Below are 17,115 nucleotides of genomic sequence, written 5' to 3'. Positions count from 1 at the left end.
ATGACCACCCTCACCACCGTGACCGACTCCGGCAGCGCCCCTGACAGCAGTGATGCGACAGCGGTCCAGGTCACCGCCGTCCTGGTCGTCCAGGACGACCGGCCCGAACTCCTCACGGGCACCTTCTCAGCACTGACCGCTCTCACCCGCCGCCCGGAGCGCCTGGTGCTGGTCGACGCCACCCCGCAACGCACACTGCGGGACCTGCTGGAGGCGCCGGCCGCGGCCGGGTTGCACGCGGCGTACGACGATCTGCCGGTGATCACCGCCGCGTCCGGTGCCGCGTTCGCCGACATCATCGACGAAGCCGTCGAAGCCTTGCCCGACCCCGGCGAGGACGTGGTCGTCGGCAAGCGGCGGCGCTCGCGGGCCCGGCGCCGGGCGATCCGTCCCCGTGATCGCCGCGAGTGGTTCTGGCTGCTGCACCAGGACGACCGGCCCGCCCCGGACAGCCTGCAGATGCTGATGGCGGTCGTGAGCCGGTCAACGCGGGTCGGCATCGCCGGCGGCAAGATCGTGGCCGGTGACGACAGCCGCCGGTTGCTGCACGTGGGCCTGGACATCACCCGGACCGGCCGGGTCGTGCCCCTGCTCGGAGCCGACGAGACCGATCAGGGCCAGCACGACACCCGGCGCGACGTGATCTCGGTGAGCACCTCCGGGATGTTGGTGCGCCGCGACGTCTACACCGGCCTCGGCGGCTTCGACCCTGCGTTCGACGGCGACGGCGACGCGCTGGACCTCTGCTGGCGGGCGCACCTGACCGGCCACCAGGTCGTGATCGTGCCGCAGGCGACGGTCTTCACCGAAGCCGGCACCGCGAACCGCGAAGACACCCGTCCCGTGCGGATCCAGCGTCGGTTCCGCCAGATCGCCCTGGCCCGGTGCTCGTGGCTCGGGCTGCCGTTCATGTGGCTGTGGACCGTGCTCGGCGGAGCTGTGCTGGCGGGCGCCCTGTTGCTCGGCAAGCGTCCGCGCGCGGCAGGGCACGAACTCGCTACGGCCACCGCGGGATTCGGTTTCGCCCGGATCCTCGGTGCTCGCTTCCGCTTCCTGCGCCAGCGCAGTGTCAGCCGTCGCTCGCTGCGGCAGCTCTTCGTCCCCGCCAGGACCGCGATCGGCGCCTGGTGGGCTTCGATGGGCCAGCGCACCGGTGACGCCTCGTCGGTGACCGGTGACCTGAACTCGCGCGAGAGCGAGGAGGCCCAGGAACTGCCGCAGGATCTGAACCAGGCGTCGTTCTTCGCCGGCCCTGCTCCGTGGGCCGGTGTGATCACCATCGCGGCGGCCCTGCTGTGGTGGCGGCACGCCCTGGGCGCCGGCGTTATCACCGGGACCGGCTGGGGCCTGCGCGGTGGCGAACTCCTGCCGTTCGCCACCGACGCCTCCGGGGTCTGGCACACGTACGTCGATGCCTGGCAGGGCGCGGGCCTCGGCCACCCGAACGTCCCGACCCCCGTCCTGGCGCTGCTGGCCGTGCCGACGTGGCTGGTGCAGGCGCTGCCCTGGGTCACGACCTCCGCGGCCGCCGCCGTCACCGTCTCGTGGTTGCTGATCGGCACCGTGCCGCTGTCCGGATTGACCGCCTACCTCGCCGGCCGGGTGGCGACCCGTGCGCCGTGGCCCCGCACCGCGGCTGCCCTGCTGTGGGCGTTCCTGCCGATCGTCACCGGAGCCCTGCGCGACGGGCGCCTGGGTCCGGCGCTCGCGCACATCCTGCTGCCGTTGGCCCTGGCCGCGGTCCTGCGGATCGGCTCGGCCCGCCGCCGGGTGGTCTCGACCGCGGGCGCGATCCTGCTGCTGACCGCGCTGGGTGGGCTCTCGCCGGTGTCGATGCTCGCCCTGATGGCGCTGGCGCTCGGCATCGTGGTCATCGGTCCGGGCCGGGCGCGGGCGCACGCAGCGACGGCCGTCATCGTGCCGTGGCTGCTGCTGGGCCGCTGGAGCTGGCAGGCGTTGCCGGCGGACTGGCGGATGCTGCTGGCCGGGCCGGGACAACTGGCCGATCCGTCGCGGGTCGCGCCATGGCACCTCGCTCTGCTGCAACCCGGTGACGGGTGGCCCTGGCTCGGGGTCCCGGTCGTCGTACTCGGGGTGCTCGGTCTGGTGCGGTCCGGTTTCGCTCGCGCGCATGTGGCACTCGCCGTGCTCGGCCTTGCCGGACTGGCAGGTGGCCTGTTCGCATCGCACCTGGCGCTGGTCGACACCGCGACGGGGGTGCGCACGCCCTGGGCCGGGACCCCGCTGGATCTCTACGCGGCCGCGCTGCTCGGCGCCGCGCTGCTGGGAGTTCGGGGCTGGTCGCCTGCGGATGGCCGGCTGGTCGCTACGGGCCTGCGCCGGTCGGTGGCCGTGGTGTGCGGTGCGTCGGTGGTCGCCGGGTTGGGGGTGGCCGGCTACCAGATCTGGCGTACGCCGCAGCGGACTGTGGTGGCGGCCGACGACGTCGTTCCTGCGTTCGTCCGTACGGCGATCGACGGCCCGCGCGCCGAACGCGCGCTGATCCTGCGCACCGGGTCCACGACGTCGTTCGAGCTGGTCGGGCGGGAAGTGGGCGGCCCCGCGCGCGACCTACGCAGCGCGCTGGCGGGTGGGGCGGCCACGGCGGCGGTGGTCCGTTCGTTGCTCATCGGCGGTACTCCGGGGGCGACGCTGACCCGACAGCTGCACGACCTGGGCGTCGGCTACGTGCTGGTGGACGGTCCCGGATCGACCGCAGTCGCGGCGCTGAAGGTGTCCGGTGCGGTGACCCAGGCCGGCGACGGTGACCGGGTATGGCGGGTTCTGCCCCTCGAGGACGGTGCTCGCAACGTGGGGGTGAGCCGAGTGGTGCTGGCCGCCGGCGACAGCCCGTCGAGCGCGGTGGACGTCGTGGACGTCGACGGGTTGCACTCACGCACCACGCAGGCCGTGACTGACGAGGCAGGCGCGCGCACGCTGGTCCTGGCCGAGGGTCAGGGCTGGTCACGCCACGGTTCGGTCAGCCTCGACGGGGTCCGACTGAGCGCCGTACCCGGCAGCGATTGGCCCGCTTACCGGTTGCCCGCCGCCGCAAACGGTCGGTTGAGCATCGATCCGGGCCTGGCCGACGGGCGATGGCTCTGGGCGCAAGGGGTCCTGTTGCTGCTCGTGGTGTACTTCGCCATCCCGTTCGGGGCCCGCCGGAGGGATCAGTCGTGAGGGTCACCGGTCTGGCTCGCGCGATCGTCGCCGTCGCGGCCGCCAGCGGTCTCGTCGTTGCCGCCGGCGCGGCCAGCGGCACCGTGCGCGCCACCCGACCGGCCGACGTACCGACCCTTCCGGCGTTGTCCGCCGCGCAGATCCAGAGCCAGGTCATCTGCCCGGGACCGGACCGGCCCGGCAGCGCATCGCCGGACGACAAGCAGCAGGTCGGCGTCGCGATGGCCGCGGCACCGGCAGACCTGGGACCCGAGGGCATCACCGGCGGATCGGTCGTCGGTCAGCGGCTGCCTGCGTCGGTCGCCGCGGCACCCCCGCCGGTCCGCGCACCGGGTTCGGTGGTCGGGGCCACGTTGACGGGTGCGGGGGCCCTGCTGGAGACCGGCTCCGGGCAGTTGGCGGCCGGCTTGACCGGCACCCAGAGCAGTCTGGAGAAGTCGGCGACCGTGCGCGGCCTGAGCACCCTGTCCTGCGCCTCGGCGCCGACGACGGAGGCATGGTTGTTCGCCGGCGGCTCCGATCCCGGCCGGGTCGTGCGCGTGGTGCTGACCAACCCCAACGACACGGCGGTCATGGCGCGACTGCAAGTGGTCGGCCGCTCGGGCGTCGACCCGACCGCGAGCGTCCCGGCGGTGTCGGTGGCGGCCAGGAGCCGCAGTGTGGTGACGCTGGGGGCGTTCCCCGCCGCACTGGCGACCGCAGCCATCCGGGTGACCACCGCGGGCGGCCCGCTGGCCGTAGCTGCCAGCGACAATTGGTCCAAGGGGAGACGCCGGTCGGCGTCGAACTCAGCGGGCCGTCGGCCGCACCGGCGACGGCGGTGGTGATCCCGGCGGTGGGCGTGGTGGGGTCGGCCCCCACGGTGCGAGTGGTGGTGCCCGGTGCCCAACCGGGGATCGTGCGCGTCCAGGCGATCGACGGCTCGGGCGCCGTCGCGGCCGACCAGGTGGCGACGATCGCGGGTGCGTCCAGCAACGAGATCGTGCTGAAGGGCGTGCCGGACGGCCTCTACGAGCTTCGGGTCACCGCGGACCAGCCGGTCACCGCGGCGGCCTTCAGCGCGTCCAAGACCAGCGACTTCGCCTGGGCGCCGGCGACCTCCGCCATCAATGACAGCTCCGCGTTCGTGGTGCCGGCCCTGCGGTCGGGGTCGCAGGCAACCCTGGTGCTCGCCGCGGGGAAGGCCGCGACGGCGGACCTGACGATCGTGTCGACCACCGGTGCTGCGACGACGCGCACGGTCGCGGTGGCTGCTGACCGGCCCAGTGCGGTGTCGATGCCGCTGGGCGGAGCCGTGTGGCTGAAGGTGACCGGCGGCGCGGTGCATGCGGGTGTCTTCCTGCGCAGCCCGGACGGTGGTGGCGATCTGATCGCGGTTGCCGGCCTGGGTCGAGTTCCGTTGCAGCCGGGCGGGGTCGACGTGACGGAGCAGCCCCGCTGAACTAGCGCGAAGCCAGCCACTCGGCGTACGTCGATCCGCCCCGCTGCGCGGTCGGGCCGGGCAGGTTGCTGCCGTCCCGGAACGCGCGCAGGGTCGCGCCGATGGCCGGCGCCGGCAGCCGGAAAGGCGTACGGCGGCCCTCGACGTGAGCGGTCAGTGCCGCCAACTCCTGGAAGGTGAAGGTCTCCGGCCCGGCGTACTGGGACAGTTCGGGCGGGTCCTCGGCCAGGGCGAGGTCGACCAACCGCGCGGCCAACCAGTGCGGATCGATGGGCGCGAACCGCAAACCGGAGACCCCCATGGTCACTCCGGCGCGGGGGCGCAACAGGTCGTGGACGAACGAGTGGAACTGCGTCGCCCGGGCTACGACGTGCGGCACCGGCGCGTCGTACACCAGACGCTCGGCGTCGGCCTTGGCCCGGTAGTAGGGCAACGGGTTGTCGAACACCCCCACGATGGACACATGCACCAGTCGGGCTGCGGGATTGTGCCGCTGCATGGCGGCAATGAGATTTCGCGTGCCGTCGACATCTACCCGCTGGGCATCGGATGGGTCTGTGGCGCAATGGATCACGGCCGCAACATCGTTCAGGGCAGTTTCCAGGCCGGTGCCGAGGGCGAGGTCGGCCGACACCCATCCGTCCGCCAGCTGCGCGGCGTCCGGGCACCGGCCGGCCGGTCGCACCGGCGTGTGCGATGCCGCCAGTTCGCCGACCACCGCACCCCCGAGGATTCCCGAGGCTCCCGTGACCAGGATCGGGCGGCGACCGAGGCCGGGAACATAGGTGACCAGCGACGGAGTGTCCGTGGGATCCGTCACTCGCGACCCAGGTCCTCAGGGGGTACGCCGATCAGATCGGCAACCTGCTCGGTCACCACCTCGTCGATCAGGTCAGCCAGCTCTTCCTCGCGGACCGTGCGCGACTCGATCGGCCGGCGGTAGAGGACCACCCGCGCGGGATTGCCGTGCTCGGCCGGGAACGTGCGGGCCAGGGCGATCTGCGTCTCCCACGGAGCGGGGTCGCTGGGCGGGACGTCCTCGACGGCCAGTTCGATCAGGCCGAGCGGCTTGCCCAGGCGGGCCTCGATGCGTTCGAGAGCGTCGAGCACCAACTCATCGAACAGCGCTGCTCGAGGGCGCATGGCAGGCACCGGAGGCCAGGCGAGCGGGCCGCGGATTCCGCGCCCGTGCCGGTTGTGCTGCATGAAAAGACTCTAGATCACCCCGACCGGCCGTGCCGCGCGCCGCCACGACCGGGTGCCCTCCGTGACCTAGCATCGGGAAGCGCCTGGCTGTGGATCGGCCTGTGACGCGTAGGGACTCGGGTTTGCGAAAGGACGTGCGGTGCGGTTGAAGCGGCAGTGCGATCGAACGGCGTGCAACGCCGGGGCTGTTGCGACCCTGACCTTCGTGCAGTCCGAGGGCACCGCAGTCGTCGGCCCCCTTGCCACCCACGCCGAGCCCCACACGTACGACCTGTGCGCTGTGCATGCCGCCCGGCTCACCGTGCCGCGGGGTTGGACCGTGGTGCGGTTGGCCGTCGAGGAACAGGAGCCGCAACCCAGCGACGACGACCTGCTGGCCCTGGCCGACGCCGTACGGGAAGCCGGACGGGTCACGCCGGCCGCGCCCGCCGCTGTCGCGCCGGCCCGTCCGGCTCTTCGCTTGGTCTGACCCCGCCGCGGCGCTGCGTCCGGTTAGGCTCCACCACTGTGGATCTCGCCTCCTTCGTCAAGGCCTACGACGTACGCGGCGTCGTCCCCGAGCAACTCAACGAGTCGGTCGCCGAAGCCTTCGGTGCTGCGTTCGCCGTCGTCGTCGCCGGGCCCGACGGTGCCGGCGGCATCGTCGTCGGCCACGACATGCGGCCCAGTTCCCCGGCGTTGAGCGAGGCGTTCGCGCGCGGCGCCGCGACGCAGGGCGTGGACGTCACGGTCATCGGCCTGTGCTCGACCGACGGCCTGTACTACGCCAGTGGTGCGCTCGACCGGCCCGGCGCGATGTTCACGGCCAGTCACAACCCGGCCCGGTACAACGGGATCAAGCTGTGCCGCGCCGGCGCGCGACCGATCAGCCTGGAGACCGGACTGGCCCAGATCCGCGACCTGGCCCAGGGACAAGTCGACGGCCAGCCGCTTGTCGAGGCCGCCGTCGCGGGCACGGTCACCACTCGCGATGTGCTGCCCGAGTACGCCGCCTACCTGCGCGGACTGGTCGACCTGAGCGGCATCCGCCCCCTGAAGGTCGTCGTGGATGCGGGCAACGGAATGGGCGGTTACACCGTGCCCGCCGTGCTCGGCACTGACGCGGGACTACCGAAGCTGCCGATCGAGATCGTGCCGCTCTATTTCGAACTCGACGGTACGTTCCCCAACCACGAGGCCAACCCCCTGGAGCCGGCCAACCTGGTCGACCTGCAGGACGCGGTGGTCCGGCACGGCGCCGACGTGGGACTGGCCTTCGACGGTGATGCCGACCGGTGTTTCGCGGTCGACGAGCGCGGCGAACCGGTCAACCCCTCGGCGATCACGGCGCTGGTCGCGACACGGGAGATTGCCCGGGAGGTCGCCGCGGGCGTCCCGGTCGGCGAGATCAGCATCGTTCACAACCTGATCTCCTCGGCCGCCGTACCCCAGATCGTCGCCGAGACCGGCGCCAAGCCGGTGCGTACGCGGGTCGGTCACTCGTTCATCAAAGCCGAGATGGCCCGGCACAACGCGGTGTTCGGCGGGGAGCACTCGGCGCACTACTACTTCCGCGACTTCTGGTTCGCCGATACCGGCATGCTGGCCGCGATGCACCTGCTGGCCGCCCTCGGCGAGACCGACCAGCCCCTGTCAGCGCTGGTCGGGCAGTTCCAGCGGTACGTCGCCTCCGGGGAGATCAACTCCACGGTCAGCGACGCCGCAGCGGCCACCGAACGGGTCCGGCGGTGGGCGGTGGCCCACGCCGGGGAGACCTCGCGACGGACACCCTCGACGGCACGACGCTGACCTTCGACGGCACGCCCATGTGGTGGCTGAACCTTCGTGCGAGCAACACCGAACCGCTGCTCCGGCTGAATGTCGAAGCGGCCGACGAGCCGACCATGAGCGCGATTCGTGACGCGGTCCTGCCGTTGATCCGTGCGTCGACTGATTAGGCTGACCACTTGTGAGCGACGTCATCGAACCTTGGCTGCGTGAGATCCTGCGCTGCCCCATCGGCAAACACGACCTGATCGACGCCACCGCCCCCGACGGGACGGCCGAACTGCAATGCGCGCAGGACTGCGAAGCGCCCGGTCAGCGCCGGGGTTATCCGATCCAGGACGGCATCCCGGTCCTGCTGGCTGACCAAGCGCGCGTCTTCACCGTCTGAGCCACGAGGACGCTCCGCGGATGCCCCGACTGGAAGAGACCTGGATCGACGATGCGGAGCAGATCGCGGCTCGTGACTCACGCGGCACCCTGAGGGCCCTGGCCACCGCCGGCGCGCAGGTCCGGGAATCCATGGCCCTGGCCCACGAGGCCGGGATCGACCAGGTTGCGTACGGCGAGCGGCCGCGCAGCGTCCTGGTCAGCGCCCTCGGCGGCAGTGCCGTCGTCGCAGACATCCTGCAGGCCCTTGCTGAGCAGGGTTCCCCGGTGCCGGTGACCGTGCGGCGCAACGTCCCGGTGCCGGCCTGGGTCGGCCCGCTGGATCTGGTCGTTGCCGTGTCCCTGTCCGGCGCCGCGGACGGGCCGGTGGCCGTGGCCGCCGAGGCCGCCCGGCGGGGCGCTTCGCTGCTCACGGTCGGCGCGCAGGATTCCGTTCTGGCCGACATCAGTCGTCAAGCCCGTGGCGTGCACGTGGACGTCGGCCGAGGTCGCACCTCCAGCCGAACGTCGCTGTGGTCGTTGTTGACCCCGGTCCTGATGGCGGGGGACCGGCTGGGCCTGGTCGACGTTCCCGACGACGCGCTCGCGGCCGCCGCCGAGCGGCTCAACGAGTGGGCTGACGCGTGCCGGCCCAGTTCCGAGTCGTTCGTGAATCCTGCCAAGTCGATGGCACTGTCGGTGGCCGAGAGCGTGCCGGTGGTGCTCGGCGACGGCCCGCTGACCGGCGTCGCGGCGCTGCGGGCGGTGTCCATGCTTTCGCGTACGGCGCGCATCCCGGCCACGTGGGGCGAACTGCCGGACACCGCATCCCAGGTGGTCGCGCTCTTCGACGGCCCCTTCACCGCCGGCGGCGGCGCCGGGGTGGCGCCCACCAAGGACATCTTCGCCGACCCGTTCCTCGACGGACCGGAGCAACCGGCGCTCGGGGTGGTCATGTTGCGCGACGCCGAACCCGCGCAGACCGCCGACGCGCTCACCGACTCCCTCTTGGAGACCGCCCGGGACGCGGGCGCGACCGTGGTGGAGCACCGCACCGCGCCCGGTCCGCCCATTGCCCGATTGGCCGAGCACGTGGCACTCACCGACTTCGCCGCGACGTACGTCGCCCTCGGCCTGGGTGTCGATCCGTCGGTGTCGCCGCATCTGGCCGACTACCTCGAACGGGTGCGCGCGAAAGGACTGTGATCGCTCCTCCTACGCTGGCGGGGTGACTAGCGAGCACTTCGACCTGGCCGTCATCGGCTCCGGCTCCGGCAACTCGATCATCACCCCCGACTTCGACGGCAAACGGGTCGCGATCATCGAGCGCGGCGTCTTCGGCGGCACCTGTCTCAACGTGGGGTGCATCCCGACCAAGATGTTCGTCTACGCCGCGGAAGTGGCCGAGCAGATCAGGTCCGCCGCGACGTACGGGATCGATGCGCACATCGACGCCATCCGCTGGCGTGACATCCGCGACCGGGTCTTCGCCCGGATCGACCCGATCTCCGAAGGCGGCAAGGACTACCGGGCCAACGGGCCCAATACGACGGCCTATCTCGGGTCGGCGCGGTTCACCGGATCGCGGGCGCTGACGGTCACCGTCGATGGCCGCGACCATGACCTGACGGCCGACCAGGTCGTGATCGCAACCGGTTCGAGTCCCATCATTCCCGAGCCGGTCGCGCAGTCCGGCGTCACGTACTACACCAACGAGAACATCATGCGAATCGACGAATTGCCCTCGCGCATCGTGATTCTCGGCGGCGGCTACATCGCGGCGGAGTTCGCGCACGTGTTTTCCGCATTCGGTGTCCAGATCAGCGTGGTCAGCCGGGGCGCGGCCCTGTTGCGTCAGACCGATGAGGACATCTCGACCGCGTTCACCGAGCTGGCCGCGCAGCGATGGGACCTGCACCCGTCCGCCGAGGTGATCGCCGCCCGGCAGGACGCCGCCGGGGTCACCGTCGATCTCACCACCGGCGAGTCGGTGACCGGCGACATCCTGCTGGTTGCGACCGGCCGTGCCCCTAACACGGAGGACCTGGACCTACCCGCGGCCGGCGTTGCCACGCACCCCGACGGGCGCGTCGTCGTCGACGAGTACGGCCGGACCAGCGCCGAAGGCGTGTGGGCGCTGGGAGACGTCAGTTCGCCGTACCAGCTCAAACACGTCGCCAACCACGAGGCCCGCGTCGTGGCGCACAACCTGGCCCACCCGCGGCAACTGCGCAGCATGGACCACCGGTTCGTGCCCTCGGCGGTCTTCACCCATCCCCAACTGGCCGGGGTCGGGCTCACCGAGCGCCAGGCTCGCGACGCCGGTCACGACGTGGTGACCAAGACCCAGATGTACGGCGACGTGGCCTACGGCTGGGCGATGGAGGACACGACCGGCTTCGTCAAACTCGTCGCCGACCGGCGGACCGGTGAGCTGCTCGGCGCCCACCTGATGGGCCCGGACGCCAGCAGCCTGATCCAGCAGCTCATCCAGGCGATGTCTTTCGGGCTGGGCGTGCACCAGATGGCCCGCGGGCAGTACTGGATCCACCCGGCGCTGGCCGAGGTGATCGAGAACGCGCTGTTGGGTCTGGATTTCGGCGGCTGACGCCGCAGCAGCGGCCCTAGACTGCCGGTTATGTCCACCGGCGGAGGAAACAAGGCCATCATCGCCGCGCTGTCGGCGAACCTGGGGATCGCGCTGACCAAGCTGGTCGCCTACCTGCTCACGGGGATGTCCTCGATGTTGGCCGAGGCGGTGCACTCCTTCGCCGACTCCGGCAATCAGTTGTTGTTGCTGGTGGGGGGCAAGAAGGCCAAGCGCTCGGCCGACGTGAACCACCCGTTCGGTTACGGCCGCGAACGCTACGTCTACGCCTTCATCGTCTCGATCGTGCTCTTCACGATCGGCGGGCTCTTCGCGCTGTACGAGGCGTATCACAAGTGGCACGAAGCGGTTTCGGGTCACGGCGAGCGACCGGGGACCGATCAGCAGTGGTGGTGGGTGCCGCTGCTGGTCCTCGTGGTGGCGATCGGGATGGAGGGTTTCTCCTTCCGTACGGCGATCGGCGAGGCCAACCACACCCGGGGAAGTGTGTCGTGGGTGCGCTATGTGCGGGGGCCAAAGCCCCCGAACTCCCGGTGGTTCTCCTGGAGGACTTCGCCGCCCTCATCGGTTTGCTGTTCGCACTGTTCGGCGTGGGCCTGGCCATCATCACCCAGGATGCGCGCTGGGACGCCGCCGGCACCGCGATGATCGGCCTGCTGCTGGTTGCGGTCGCCGTGGTGTTGGCGATCGAGATGAAGTCGTTGTTGATCGGTGAGGGTGCGGCGCCGGAGCGGGTGCGATCCATCCGCGATGCGATCGAGTCGGTCGACATGATCGACCGGGTTATCCACCTCAAGACGCTGCACCTGGGTCCGGACGAACTCCTGGTGGCCGCCAAGATCGCGGTCGACACCGGCGACTCCGGGCAGGAGATCTCGGCCGCGATCGATGCGGCGGAGACAGCGGCGCGGACCGCGCAGCCGGACATGGAGTTGCTGATCTATCTCGAACCGGCGCTCGACACGGGGGAGGCCGGCGCCGATTCGATCGGGCACATCAGGTCAGGAAGCGGAAGCTGACCGATCCGGGGTCCAGGCGTTCGATCTCCAGGGGCGTCTGCGCCATCCGGTGCAGAAGGTCGGAAACGTCTGCCGCGCGGGCCAGTTCGATCCCGACCAGGGCCGGGCCGGTCTCGCGATTGTTCCGCTTCACGTACTCGAACAACACGATGTCCTCATCCGGTCCCAGGACCTCGTCGAGGAAGCGGCGCAGGGCGCCGGGCTCCTGGGAGAAGTTGACCAGGAAGTAGTGCTTGAGCCCTTGGTGGACGAGCGAGCGTTCGACGATCTCCCCGTAGCGCGACAGGTCGTTGTTGCCGCCGGAGACCACCACCACGACCGCGTCACCGGCCTGGACCGGCAGCGGCGCCGCGTCCGGGTCGGTCACGGCCGCCGCGGCGAGCGCACCCGCCGGCTCGGTGATGATGCCCTCGTTCTGGTAGAGCTCGATCATCTCGGTGCAGATGTGCCCTTCGGCCACGGTCCGCACCGGGACGTCATGGGTGCGCAGGATCGCGCTGGTGAGTGATCCCGCGGTCCGCACCGCGGCGCCGTCGACGAACGGATCGATGGTGTCGATCGTGACCGGGCGCCCGGCGGCCAGTGCTGCGGTCATCGAAGCAGCACCAGCGGGTTCGACGCCGAGAACACGCACACCGGGCTGTCGCTCGGCGAGGTACTGGGTGACCCCGGCCGCCAGGCCCCCGCCGCCGATGGGGAGTACGACGAGCGCGGGCGGCTCGCCGAGCTGGTCCAGGATCTCCCGGGCAATCGTGCCCTGCCCGGCGATGACCAGCGGGTGATCGAACGGCGGGACGAGGGTGCGTCCGCTGCTGGTCGCGTCGGCGGCCGCCGCTTCGGCCGCCTCGTCGAAGGTGCTGCCCACGAGGTGCAACTCGACCCACGGGCCGCCGTGGTGCTCGATCCGGTTGCGCTTCTGGCGGGGAGTGTTGCGCGGCAGGTAGATCCGCCCGGGGATCTCCAGGGAGCGGCAGGCCAGGGCGACCCCCTGCGCATGGTTTCCCGCGCTCGCGCACACGACACCGGTTCGGCGGGCGTCGGCGTCGAGGCCGGTCATCAGGTTGAACGCACCGCGCACCTTGTAGGACCGCACCGACTGCAGGTCTTCGCGTTTCAGGTAGACCCGGGCCCCGGTCAGCAACGACAGGCGCGGGCTGAACTCCAGCGCGGTCGGGCGGACCACGGAGTGCAAACGGTCTGCCGCCGCGTCGACGTCGGCGGCGGTGACCGGTGCGGAGGTATCGGTCCGGGACTGCATGACTCCATTGTCGTGGTCCCGGCGGGTGGCCACCTCGTCGGTTCAGATGCCGGGCGGGCTCACGGGGTCTGGGTCACGCTCGGTGATGGTGCCTGGTGCGCGGATGCATCGACGACGCGGGTGACACCGAGCAGTATCAGCAGGGCCAGCACGTAGACACCGAGGTGATATCCGGTGCGTCGGGCGGTGGTCATGGCAATCAGGAGGCCGCGACCGGGCGAAAAATACGTCAGCGGCGCCGCCCGGCGAGGGACGACGCCGCTGACGCCGAGGTGGGACGGACGGGCCCGCCTACTTGACCGCCACGGTCGCGATCGTGACCGGACCGCCGACCGGGGTGCAGTTGATCGGCAGGGTCGTGCCCTTGTTGGTTTTGAACGTGCCGGACACCGAGGTCACCGCGTAGGTGACGGTGCCGGCCTTGGTGGCCGCGGTGTCGGTGATCGGTCCGCCGACCAGGGCCACACCCAGGGCGTTGCCCGCCGGTGGCACGACAGCCAGCGGTGCGGCGACGTTGGTGCTGCGCGCACCCGGTTTCGCCACCGCACCGGTCGCCGTGTACTTCACGGTGGTCGTCCCCTGAAGGACGGAGATTCCCTTGGACTGCAGCAGCGCGGTGGCCTGCGCCGGAGCGCTGATGATCCCGGTGACCAGGGGGTGGAGATCGTGGCGCCCTTGGCGACCGACGACGGGCTGAATGCCGCGACCGCGGCAGTCCAGGTACCGACCGGGATCGTGCTGCCCTTCAGGGTCGAGGTGCAGTTGTACTGCCCGGAACCAGTCCCGGCGGCGTGGGCGGCCGGCGTCACGAGCGCCGAGGCGGAAGCCACGAGGGCGCCCGCTCCGAGGAGAACGGCGGCGCGGCGTACAGCGGAATTCATGAAGCCTCCTGCGATATCTGGACACCGTCCAGAGCTGGTTACGGTTACGTAGGTGGACCTACCATGGCACGGTGTGTCGTAAATCACAAGAGGTGAGCTGACGGCCGGTTCGCGCCCGGTGCAACCGGGCCGCGAACCGGCCGCCCCAGTGCGCGGATCTACCTGACCGCGACGCTGAGAACCACCAGGGACTGGCCCGCGGACGGGGTACAGGCGATGGGCAGGGTCTTGCCGTTGTTCGTCTTCAGGGTGCTGGCCAGACCGCCGATGTTGAACGTCGCGGTCCCCGCCGTCGACGCCGCGGTCTCGGAGATGGGTCCGCCGGTCAGGCTGACCGGGAACGAGCCACCCGAAGGCACCTTCACCGTCGGGACGTTGACCACGGTGCTGCGGTTGCCGGGATTGCTGACCGCACCCGTTGCGGAGTACCAGACCGTTGCACTGCCGGTCAGCGTGGCGATGCCGAGCAAGCGCAGGGTCGATGTGGTGCCCGAGGGAACGGTGATCGCGGCGCCGACCGAGGTCGCGGTCACGGTGGCTCCGCGTGCGGCCGTCAGCGGTGCCGTCACCGTGACGGAAGCGGCCCACGTCCCCAGCCCGATCTTCAGGCCGGCTTTCCAGGTGGAGCAGTCGTATTTCAGCGAGGTGGTCGTCGAGGTGACGGCGGTTGCCGGGAGGGCGTTCGCGTTGGCGGCCAGCGGCAGGGCGGCGTGGGCCGCACCCGGCGCGAACGCAAAGGCCGAAACGGCCAGCGCTGCGGCGCCGAGGCCGGTGGCGGTCCTTCGAAGGGCGATGTGCATGCGATCTCCTGTGCTCACTGGTACTCGGACCTACACTTACGTTTACGTAAGTAAGGGCGATGATGGCGTCAGCGTGAGCTGGATCACAAGGCCTTGGCGGAAAATGATCATTCCGGTGACGCGCGCCCGGGAATCGGGAGTCTGGCCATATCTCGCTAGAATCGTCTGGCCGGCGCGGGTGATGACCGCCGCAGTAGCGAGGCCCAGAAGGGCAGCGCCGGGTAGTCCACCGCCCCATCACCAGGAGTTCACCTATGTCCGTAGACACCAAGACCTTCGACTTCAAGGTTGCCGACCTGTCCCTTGCCGAGGCCGGGCGGCACCAGATCCGCCTCGCCGAGCACGAGATGCCCGGCCTGATGGCGCTGCGCGAAGAGTACGCCGCCGCCCAGCCGCTGCGCGGTGCCCGCATCGCGGGGTCGCTGCACATGACCGTCCAGACCGCTGTCCTCATCGAGACGCTGGTCGCTCTGGGGGCACAGGTCCGCTGGGCATCCTGCAACATCTTCTCGACCCAGGATGAAGCAGCGGCAGCGGTCGTCGTCGGCCCGAACGGCACGCCCGAGGACCCGCAGGGTGTTCCGGTCTTCGCCTGGAAGGGCGAGAGCCTGCCGGAGTACTGGGACTGCACCGAGCAGATCCTGACCTGGCCCGGCGAGCAGGGCCCGAACATGATCCTGGACGACGGCGGCGACGCCACGATGCTGGTCCACAAGGGCCGCGAGTGGGAGATCGCCGGTGCCGTGCCGGCCACCACCGAGGAGGACTCGGAGGAGTTCGGCGTCTTCAAGGAGCTGGTGCGCCGCACGATCGCCGAGGACCCGAAGAAGTGGACCACCGTCGCCGAGGGCATCCGCGGCGTCACCGAGGAGACCACGACCGGCGTCCACCGCCTCTACGAGCTGGCGAAGACCGGTGACCTGCTCTTCCCGGCCATCAACGTCAACGACTCGGTCACCAAGTCCAAGTTCGACAACAAGTACGGCTGCCGGCACAGCCTCATCGACGGGCTGAACCGTGCGACCGACGTGCTGATCGGCGGCAAGGTCGCCGTGGTCTGCGGGTACGGCGACGTCGGCAAGGGCTGCGCGCAGTCCCTCGCCGGCCAGGGTGCCCGGGTCATCGTGACCGAGGTCGACCCCATCTGTGCGCTGCAGGCAGCCATGGAAGGCTTCCAGGTCGCTCGCCTGGAGGACGTCCTCGACATCGCCGACATCTACGTCACCACCACCGGTTGCTACGACGTGATCCGCGCCGAGCACATGACGAAGATGAAGAACAAGGCGATCGTGTCCAACATCGGTCACTTCGACAACGAGATCGACATGGCCGGCCTGGCCAAGGTCCCAGGCGTGACCAAGACGCAGATCAAGCCGCAGGTGCACGAGTGGACCTTCGAGAACGGCGACAGCATCATCGTGCTGTCCGAGGGCCGGTTGATGAACCTCGGCAACGCCACCGGGCACCCCAGCTTCGTGATGTCCAACAGCTTCTCCAACCAGACCATCGCCCAGATCGAGCTGTTCACCAAGAACGGCGACTACGACAAGCAGGTCTACGTGCTGCCCAAGCACCTTGACGAGAAGGTCGCCCGGCTGCACCTGGGTGCGCTCGGTGTGAACCTGACCGAGCTGACCAAGGCGCAGGCCGAGTACCTGGGCGTTGACGTGGCCGGTCCGTACAAGCCGGAGCACTACCGCTACTGAGTCGACGACGAAGAGCGAGGCGGAGGTTGTCGGCGGAGCGCAGCGGAGTCGGCGGCCGGATGCCGAGGTTCGAGGAGTCGGCTCCATAGGTCGACTCCACATAGGACGGGTTTGCCACCCGGCACGTGGGGGTACGCCGATCACCGGGCTGATCGGCGTACCCCACCTGCGTATGTGACACTTGGGACAATATGAACGCGCGGGTACTGGTGGTCGATGACGATCCGTCGCTGGCCGAAATGCTGGGCATCGTGCTGCGGGGTGAGGGCTGGGACGTCGGCCACTGCCCCGACGGAAGCGGCGCCCTCGAGGCGTTCCGCGCTTTCAAGCCCGATGTCGTCCTGCTGGATGTGATGCTGCCCGGCCTCGACGGGGTGCAGGTGTGCCAGCAGTTGCGCGCCGAGTCCGGCGTACCGATCGTGATGCTCACGGCGCGCACCGACACGGTCGACGTCGTCGCGGGTCTCGACGCGGGGGCCGATGACTACATCACCAAGCCGTTCAAACCGCAGGAACTCATCGCCCGGGTTCACGCCCGTCTGCGCCGCACTGACGAGCGCGAAGGCGGCGACGACACCCTGCAGATCGGTCCGTTGTCCATCGACATCACGGGGCACTCGGTGCACCGCGGCGACGAAGTGATCGCGCTGACGCCGCTGGAGTTCGACCTGGTCGTCACCCTTGCGCGCAAACCGTGGAAGGTGTTCAGCCGCGAGGAGCTGCTGCAGAAGGTGTGGGGTTACCGGCACGCCGGAGACACCCGCCTGGTCAACGTGCACGTGCAACGGCTGCGGGCCAAGATCGAGCACGATCCGGAGCATCCGGAGATCGTGCTGACGGTGCGGGGAGTCGGCTACAAGGCCGGCGCCCCCGCCTGAGCGTC

Annotated in this window: 14 protein-coding genes and 3 pseudogenes; 10 read left to right on the top strand and 7 right to left on the bottom strand. The window is 70.3% G+C overall.

The genetic code is table 11. The annotated features are described in order from the left end of the window. Window positions 1-3,180 (top strand): glycosyltransferase family 2 protein, encoded by a 3,180-nt coding sequence (locus ACFQBT_RS13385; RefSeq protein ID WP_377823371.1) that lies wholly within the window; start codon window positions 1-3, stop codon window positions 3,178-3,180. Then, window positions 3,096-4,621: pseudogene (locus ACFQBT_RS13380) on the top strand (DUF5719 family protein). Before ACFQBT_RS13385 ends, ACFQBT_RS13380 begins: the two are co-directional and overlap by 85 nt. A gap of 1 nt (window position 4,622) precedes the next feature. On the opposite strand, the gene ACFQBT_RS13375 reads toward ACFQBT_RS13380, so the two are convergent. Next, window positions 4,623-5,441, bottom strand: a complete 819-nt coding sequence (locus ACFQBT_RS13375; RefSeq protein ID WP_377823369.1) for an SDR family oxidoreductase — start codon at window positions 5,439-5,441, stop codon at window positions 4,623-4,625. Further along, window positions 5,438-5,827, bottom strand: a complete 390-nt coding sequence (locus ACFQBT_RS13370; protein ID WP_377823367.1) for a metallopeptidase family protein — start codon at window positions 5,825-5,827, stop codon at window positions 5,438-5,440. Before ACFQBT_RS13370 ends, ACFQBT_RS13375 begins: the two co-directional genes overlap by 4 nt. A 139-nt stretch (window positions 5,828-5,966) precedes the next feature. On the opposite strand from ACFQBT_RS13370, the gene ACFQBT_RS13365 reads away from it, so the two are divergent. The 6 genes and pseudogenes from ACFQBT_RS13365 to ACFQBT_RS13340 all read left to right on the top strand — a co-directional run bounded on the left by ACFQBT_RS13365 (window position 5,967) and on the right by ACFQBT_RS13340 (window position 11,587). Beyond that, window positions 5,967-6,296, top strand: coding sequence for a DUF3499 domain-containing protein (locus ACFQBT_RS13365; protein ID WP_377823365.1), 330 nt, complete (start codon window positions 5,967-5,969; stop codon window positions 6,294-6,296). A gap of 38 nt (window positions 6,297-6,334) precedes the next feature. Continuing rightward, a pseudogene (locus ACFQBT_RS13360) lies at window positions 6,335-7,764 on the top strand (phosphomannomutase/phosphoglucomutase). An 11-nt stretch (window positions 7,765-7,775) separates the two neighbouring features. After that, window positions 7,776-7,982, top strand: coding sequence for a Trm112 family protein (locus ACFQBT_RS13355; RefSeq protein WP_377823363.1), 207 nt, complete (start codon window positions 7,776-7,778; stop codon window positions 7,980-7,982). Between the two features lie 20 nt (window positions 7,983-8,002). After that, window positions 8,003-9,166 carry an SIS domain-containing protein gene (locus tag ACFQBT_RS13350; protein WP_377823361.1) on the top strand — a complete coding sequence of 388 codons (1,164 nt, stop codon included), beginning with the start codon at window positions 8,003-8,005 and terminating at the stop codon, window positions 9,164-9,166. Between the two features lie 22 nt (window positions 9,167-9,188). Then, window positions 9,189-10,568, top strand: a complete 1,380-nt coding sequence (mtr, locus tag ACFQBT_RS13345; protein ID WP_377823360.1) for a mycothione reductase — start codon at window positions 9,189-9,191, stop codon at window positions 10,566-10,568. Window positions 10,569-10,598: 30 nt separating this feature from the next. Continuing rightward, window positions 10,599-11,587 (top strand): annotated as a pseudogene (locus ACFQBT_RS13340) (cation diffusion facilitator family transporter). On the opposite strand, the gene ilvA reads toward ACFQBT_RS13340, so the two are convergent. The 5 genes from ilvA to ACFQBT_RS13315 all read right to left on the bottom strand — a co-directional run bounded on the left by ilvA (window position 11,565) and on the right by ACFQBT_RS13315 (window position 14,526). Then, window positions 11,565-12,845: a threonine ammonia-lyase IlvA gene (gene ilvA / locus ACFQBT_RS13335; protein WP_377823359.1), complete on the bottom strand. Its 1,281-nt coding sequence runs from the start codon at window positions 12,843-12,845 to the stop codon at window positions 11,565-11,567. The pseudogene ACFQBT_RS13340 and the gene ilvA sit on opposite strands and share 23 nt — an antisense overlap. A 59-nt stretch (window positions 12,846-12,904) precedes the next feature. Continuing rightward, window positions 12,905-13,039, bottom strand: coding sequence for a hypothetical protein (locus tag ACFQBT_RS13330; protein ID WP_377823358.1), 135 nt, complete (start codon window positions 13,037-13,039; stop codon window positions 12,905-12,907). Between the two features lie 97 nt (window positions 13,040-13,136). Next, window positions 13,137-13,412: a hypothetical protein gene (locus tag ACFQBT_RS13325; protein WP_377823356.1), complete on the bottom strand. Its 276-nt coding sequence runs from the start codon at window positions 13,410-13,412 to the stop codon at window positions 13,137-13,139. Then, the gene (locus tag ACFQBT_RS13320; RefSeq protein ID WP_377823355.1) at window positions 13,409-13,726 is read right to left on the bottom strand and encodes a hypothetical protein; all 318 of its coding nucleotides are present in this window, start codon (window positions 13,724-13,726) and stop codon (window positions 13,409-13,411) included. Before ACFQBT_RS13320 ends, ACFQBT_RS13325 begins: the two co-directional genes overlap by 4 nt. A 158-nt stretch (window positions 13,727-13,884) precedes the next feature. After that, the gene (locus tag ACFQBT_RS13315; protein WP_377823353.1) at window positions 13,885-14,526 is read right to left on the bottom strand and encodes a DUF6801 domain-containing protein; all 642 of its coding nucleotides are present in this window, start codon (window positions 14,524-14,526) and stop codon (window positions 13,885-13,887) included. Window positions 14,527-14,780: 254 nt separating this feature from the next. On the opposite strand from ACFQBT_RS13315, the gene ahcY reads away from it, so the two are divergent. Both ahcY and mtrA read left to right on the top strand, forming a co-directional pair. Next, window positions 14,781-16,232 (top strand): adenosylhomocysteinase, encoded by a 1,452-nt coding sequence (gene ahcY / locus ACFQBT_RS13310; RefSeq protein ID WP_377823351.1) that lies wholly within the window; start codon window positions 14,781-14,783, stop codon window positions 16,230-16,232. A gap of 191 nt (window positions 16,233-16,423) precedes the next feature. Further along, window positions 16,424-17,110 carry an MtrAB system response regulator MtrA gene (gene mtrA, locus ACFQBT_RS13305; protein ID WP_377823350.1) on the top strand — a complete coding sequence of 229 codons (687 nt, stop codon included), beginning with the start codon at window positions 16,424-16,426 and terminating at the stop codon, window positions 17,108-17,110. The last annotated feature ends 5 nt before the right edge of the window (window positions 17,111-17,115 follow it).

Source organism: Branchiibius cervicis, assembly GCF_042661605.1.
Lineage (GTDB): Bacteria > Actinomycetota > Actinomycetes > Actinomycetales > Dermatophilaceae > Branchiibius > Branchiibius cervicis.
Note: the sequence above shows the minus strand (reverse complement) of the source record. Positions and strands in the feature narration are given on the sequence as shown.

Excerpts from the sequence above, each read along its gene's own strand:
- ACFQBT_RS13315 (WP_377823353.1), bottom strand. The coding sequence starts at position 14,526 with ATGCACATCGCCCTTCGAAGGACCGCCACCGGCCTCGGCGCCGCAGCG.
- ACFQBT_RS13385 (WP_377823371.1), top strand. The coding sequence starts at position 1 with ATGACCACCCTCACCACCGTGACCGACTCCGGCAGCGCCCCTGACAGC.
- ACFQBT_RS13370 (WP_377823367.1), bottom strand. The coding sequence starts at position 5,827 with ATGCAGCACAACCGGCACGGGCGCGGAATCCGCGGCCCGCTCGCCTGG.
- ahcY (WP_377823351.1), top strand. The coding sequence starts at position 14,781 with ATGTCCGTAGACACCAAGACCTTCGACTTCAAGGTTGCCGACCTGTCC.
- ACFQBT_RS13350 (WP_377823361.1), top strand. The coding sequence starts at position 8,003 with ATGCCCCGACTGGAAGAGACCTGGATCGACGATGCGGAGCAGATCGCG.
- mtrA (WP_377823350.1), top strand. The coding sequence starts at position 16,424 with ATGAACGCGCGGGTACTGGTGGTCGATGACGATCCGTCGCTGGCCGAA.
- ACFQBT_RS13330 (WP_377823358.1), bottom strand. The coding sequence starts at position 13,039 with ATGACCACCGCCCGACGCACCGGATATCACCTCGGTGTCTACGTGCTG.
- ilvA (WP_377823359.1), bottom strand. The coding sequence starts at position 12,845 with ATGCAGTCCCGGACCGATACCTCCGCACCGGTCACCGCCGCCGACGTC.
- ACFQBT_RS13320 (WP_377823355.1), bottom strand. The coding sequence starts at position 13,726 with ATGAATTCCGCTGTACGCCGCGCCGCCGTTCTCCTCGGAGCGGGCGCC.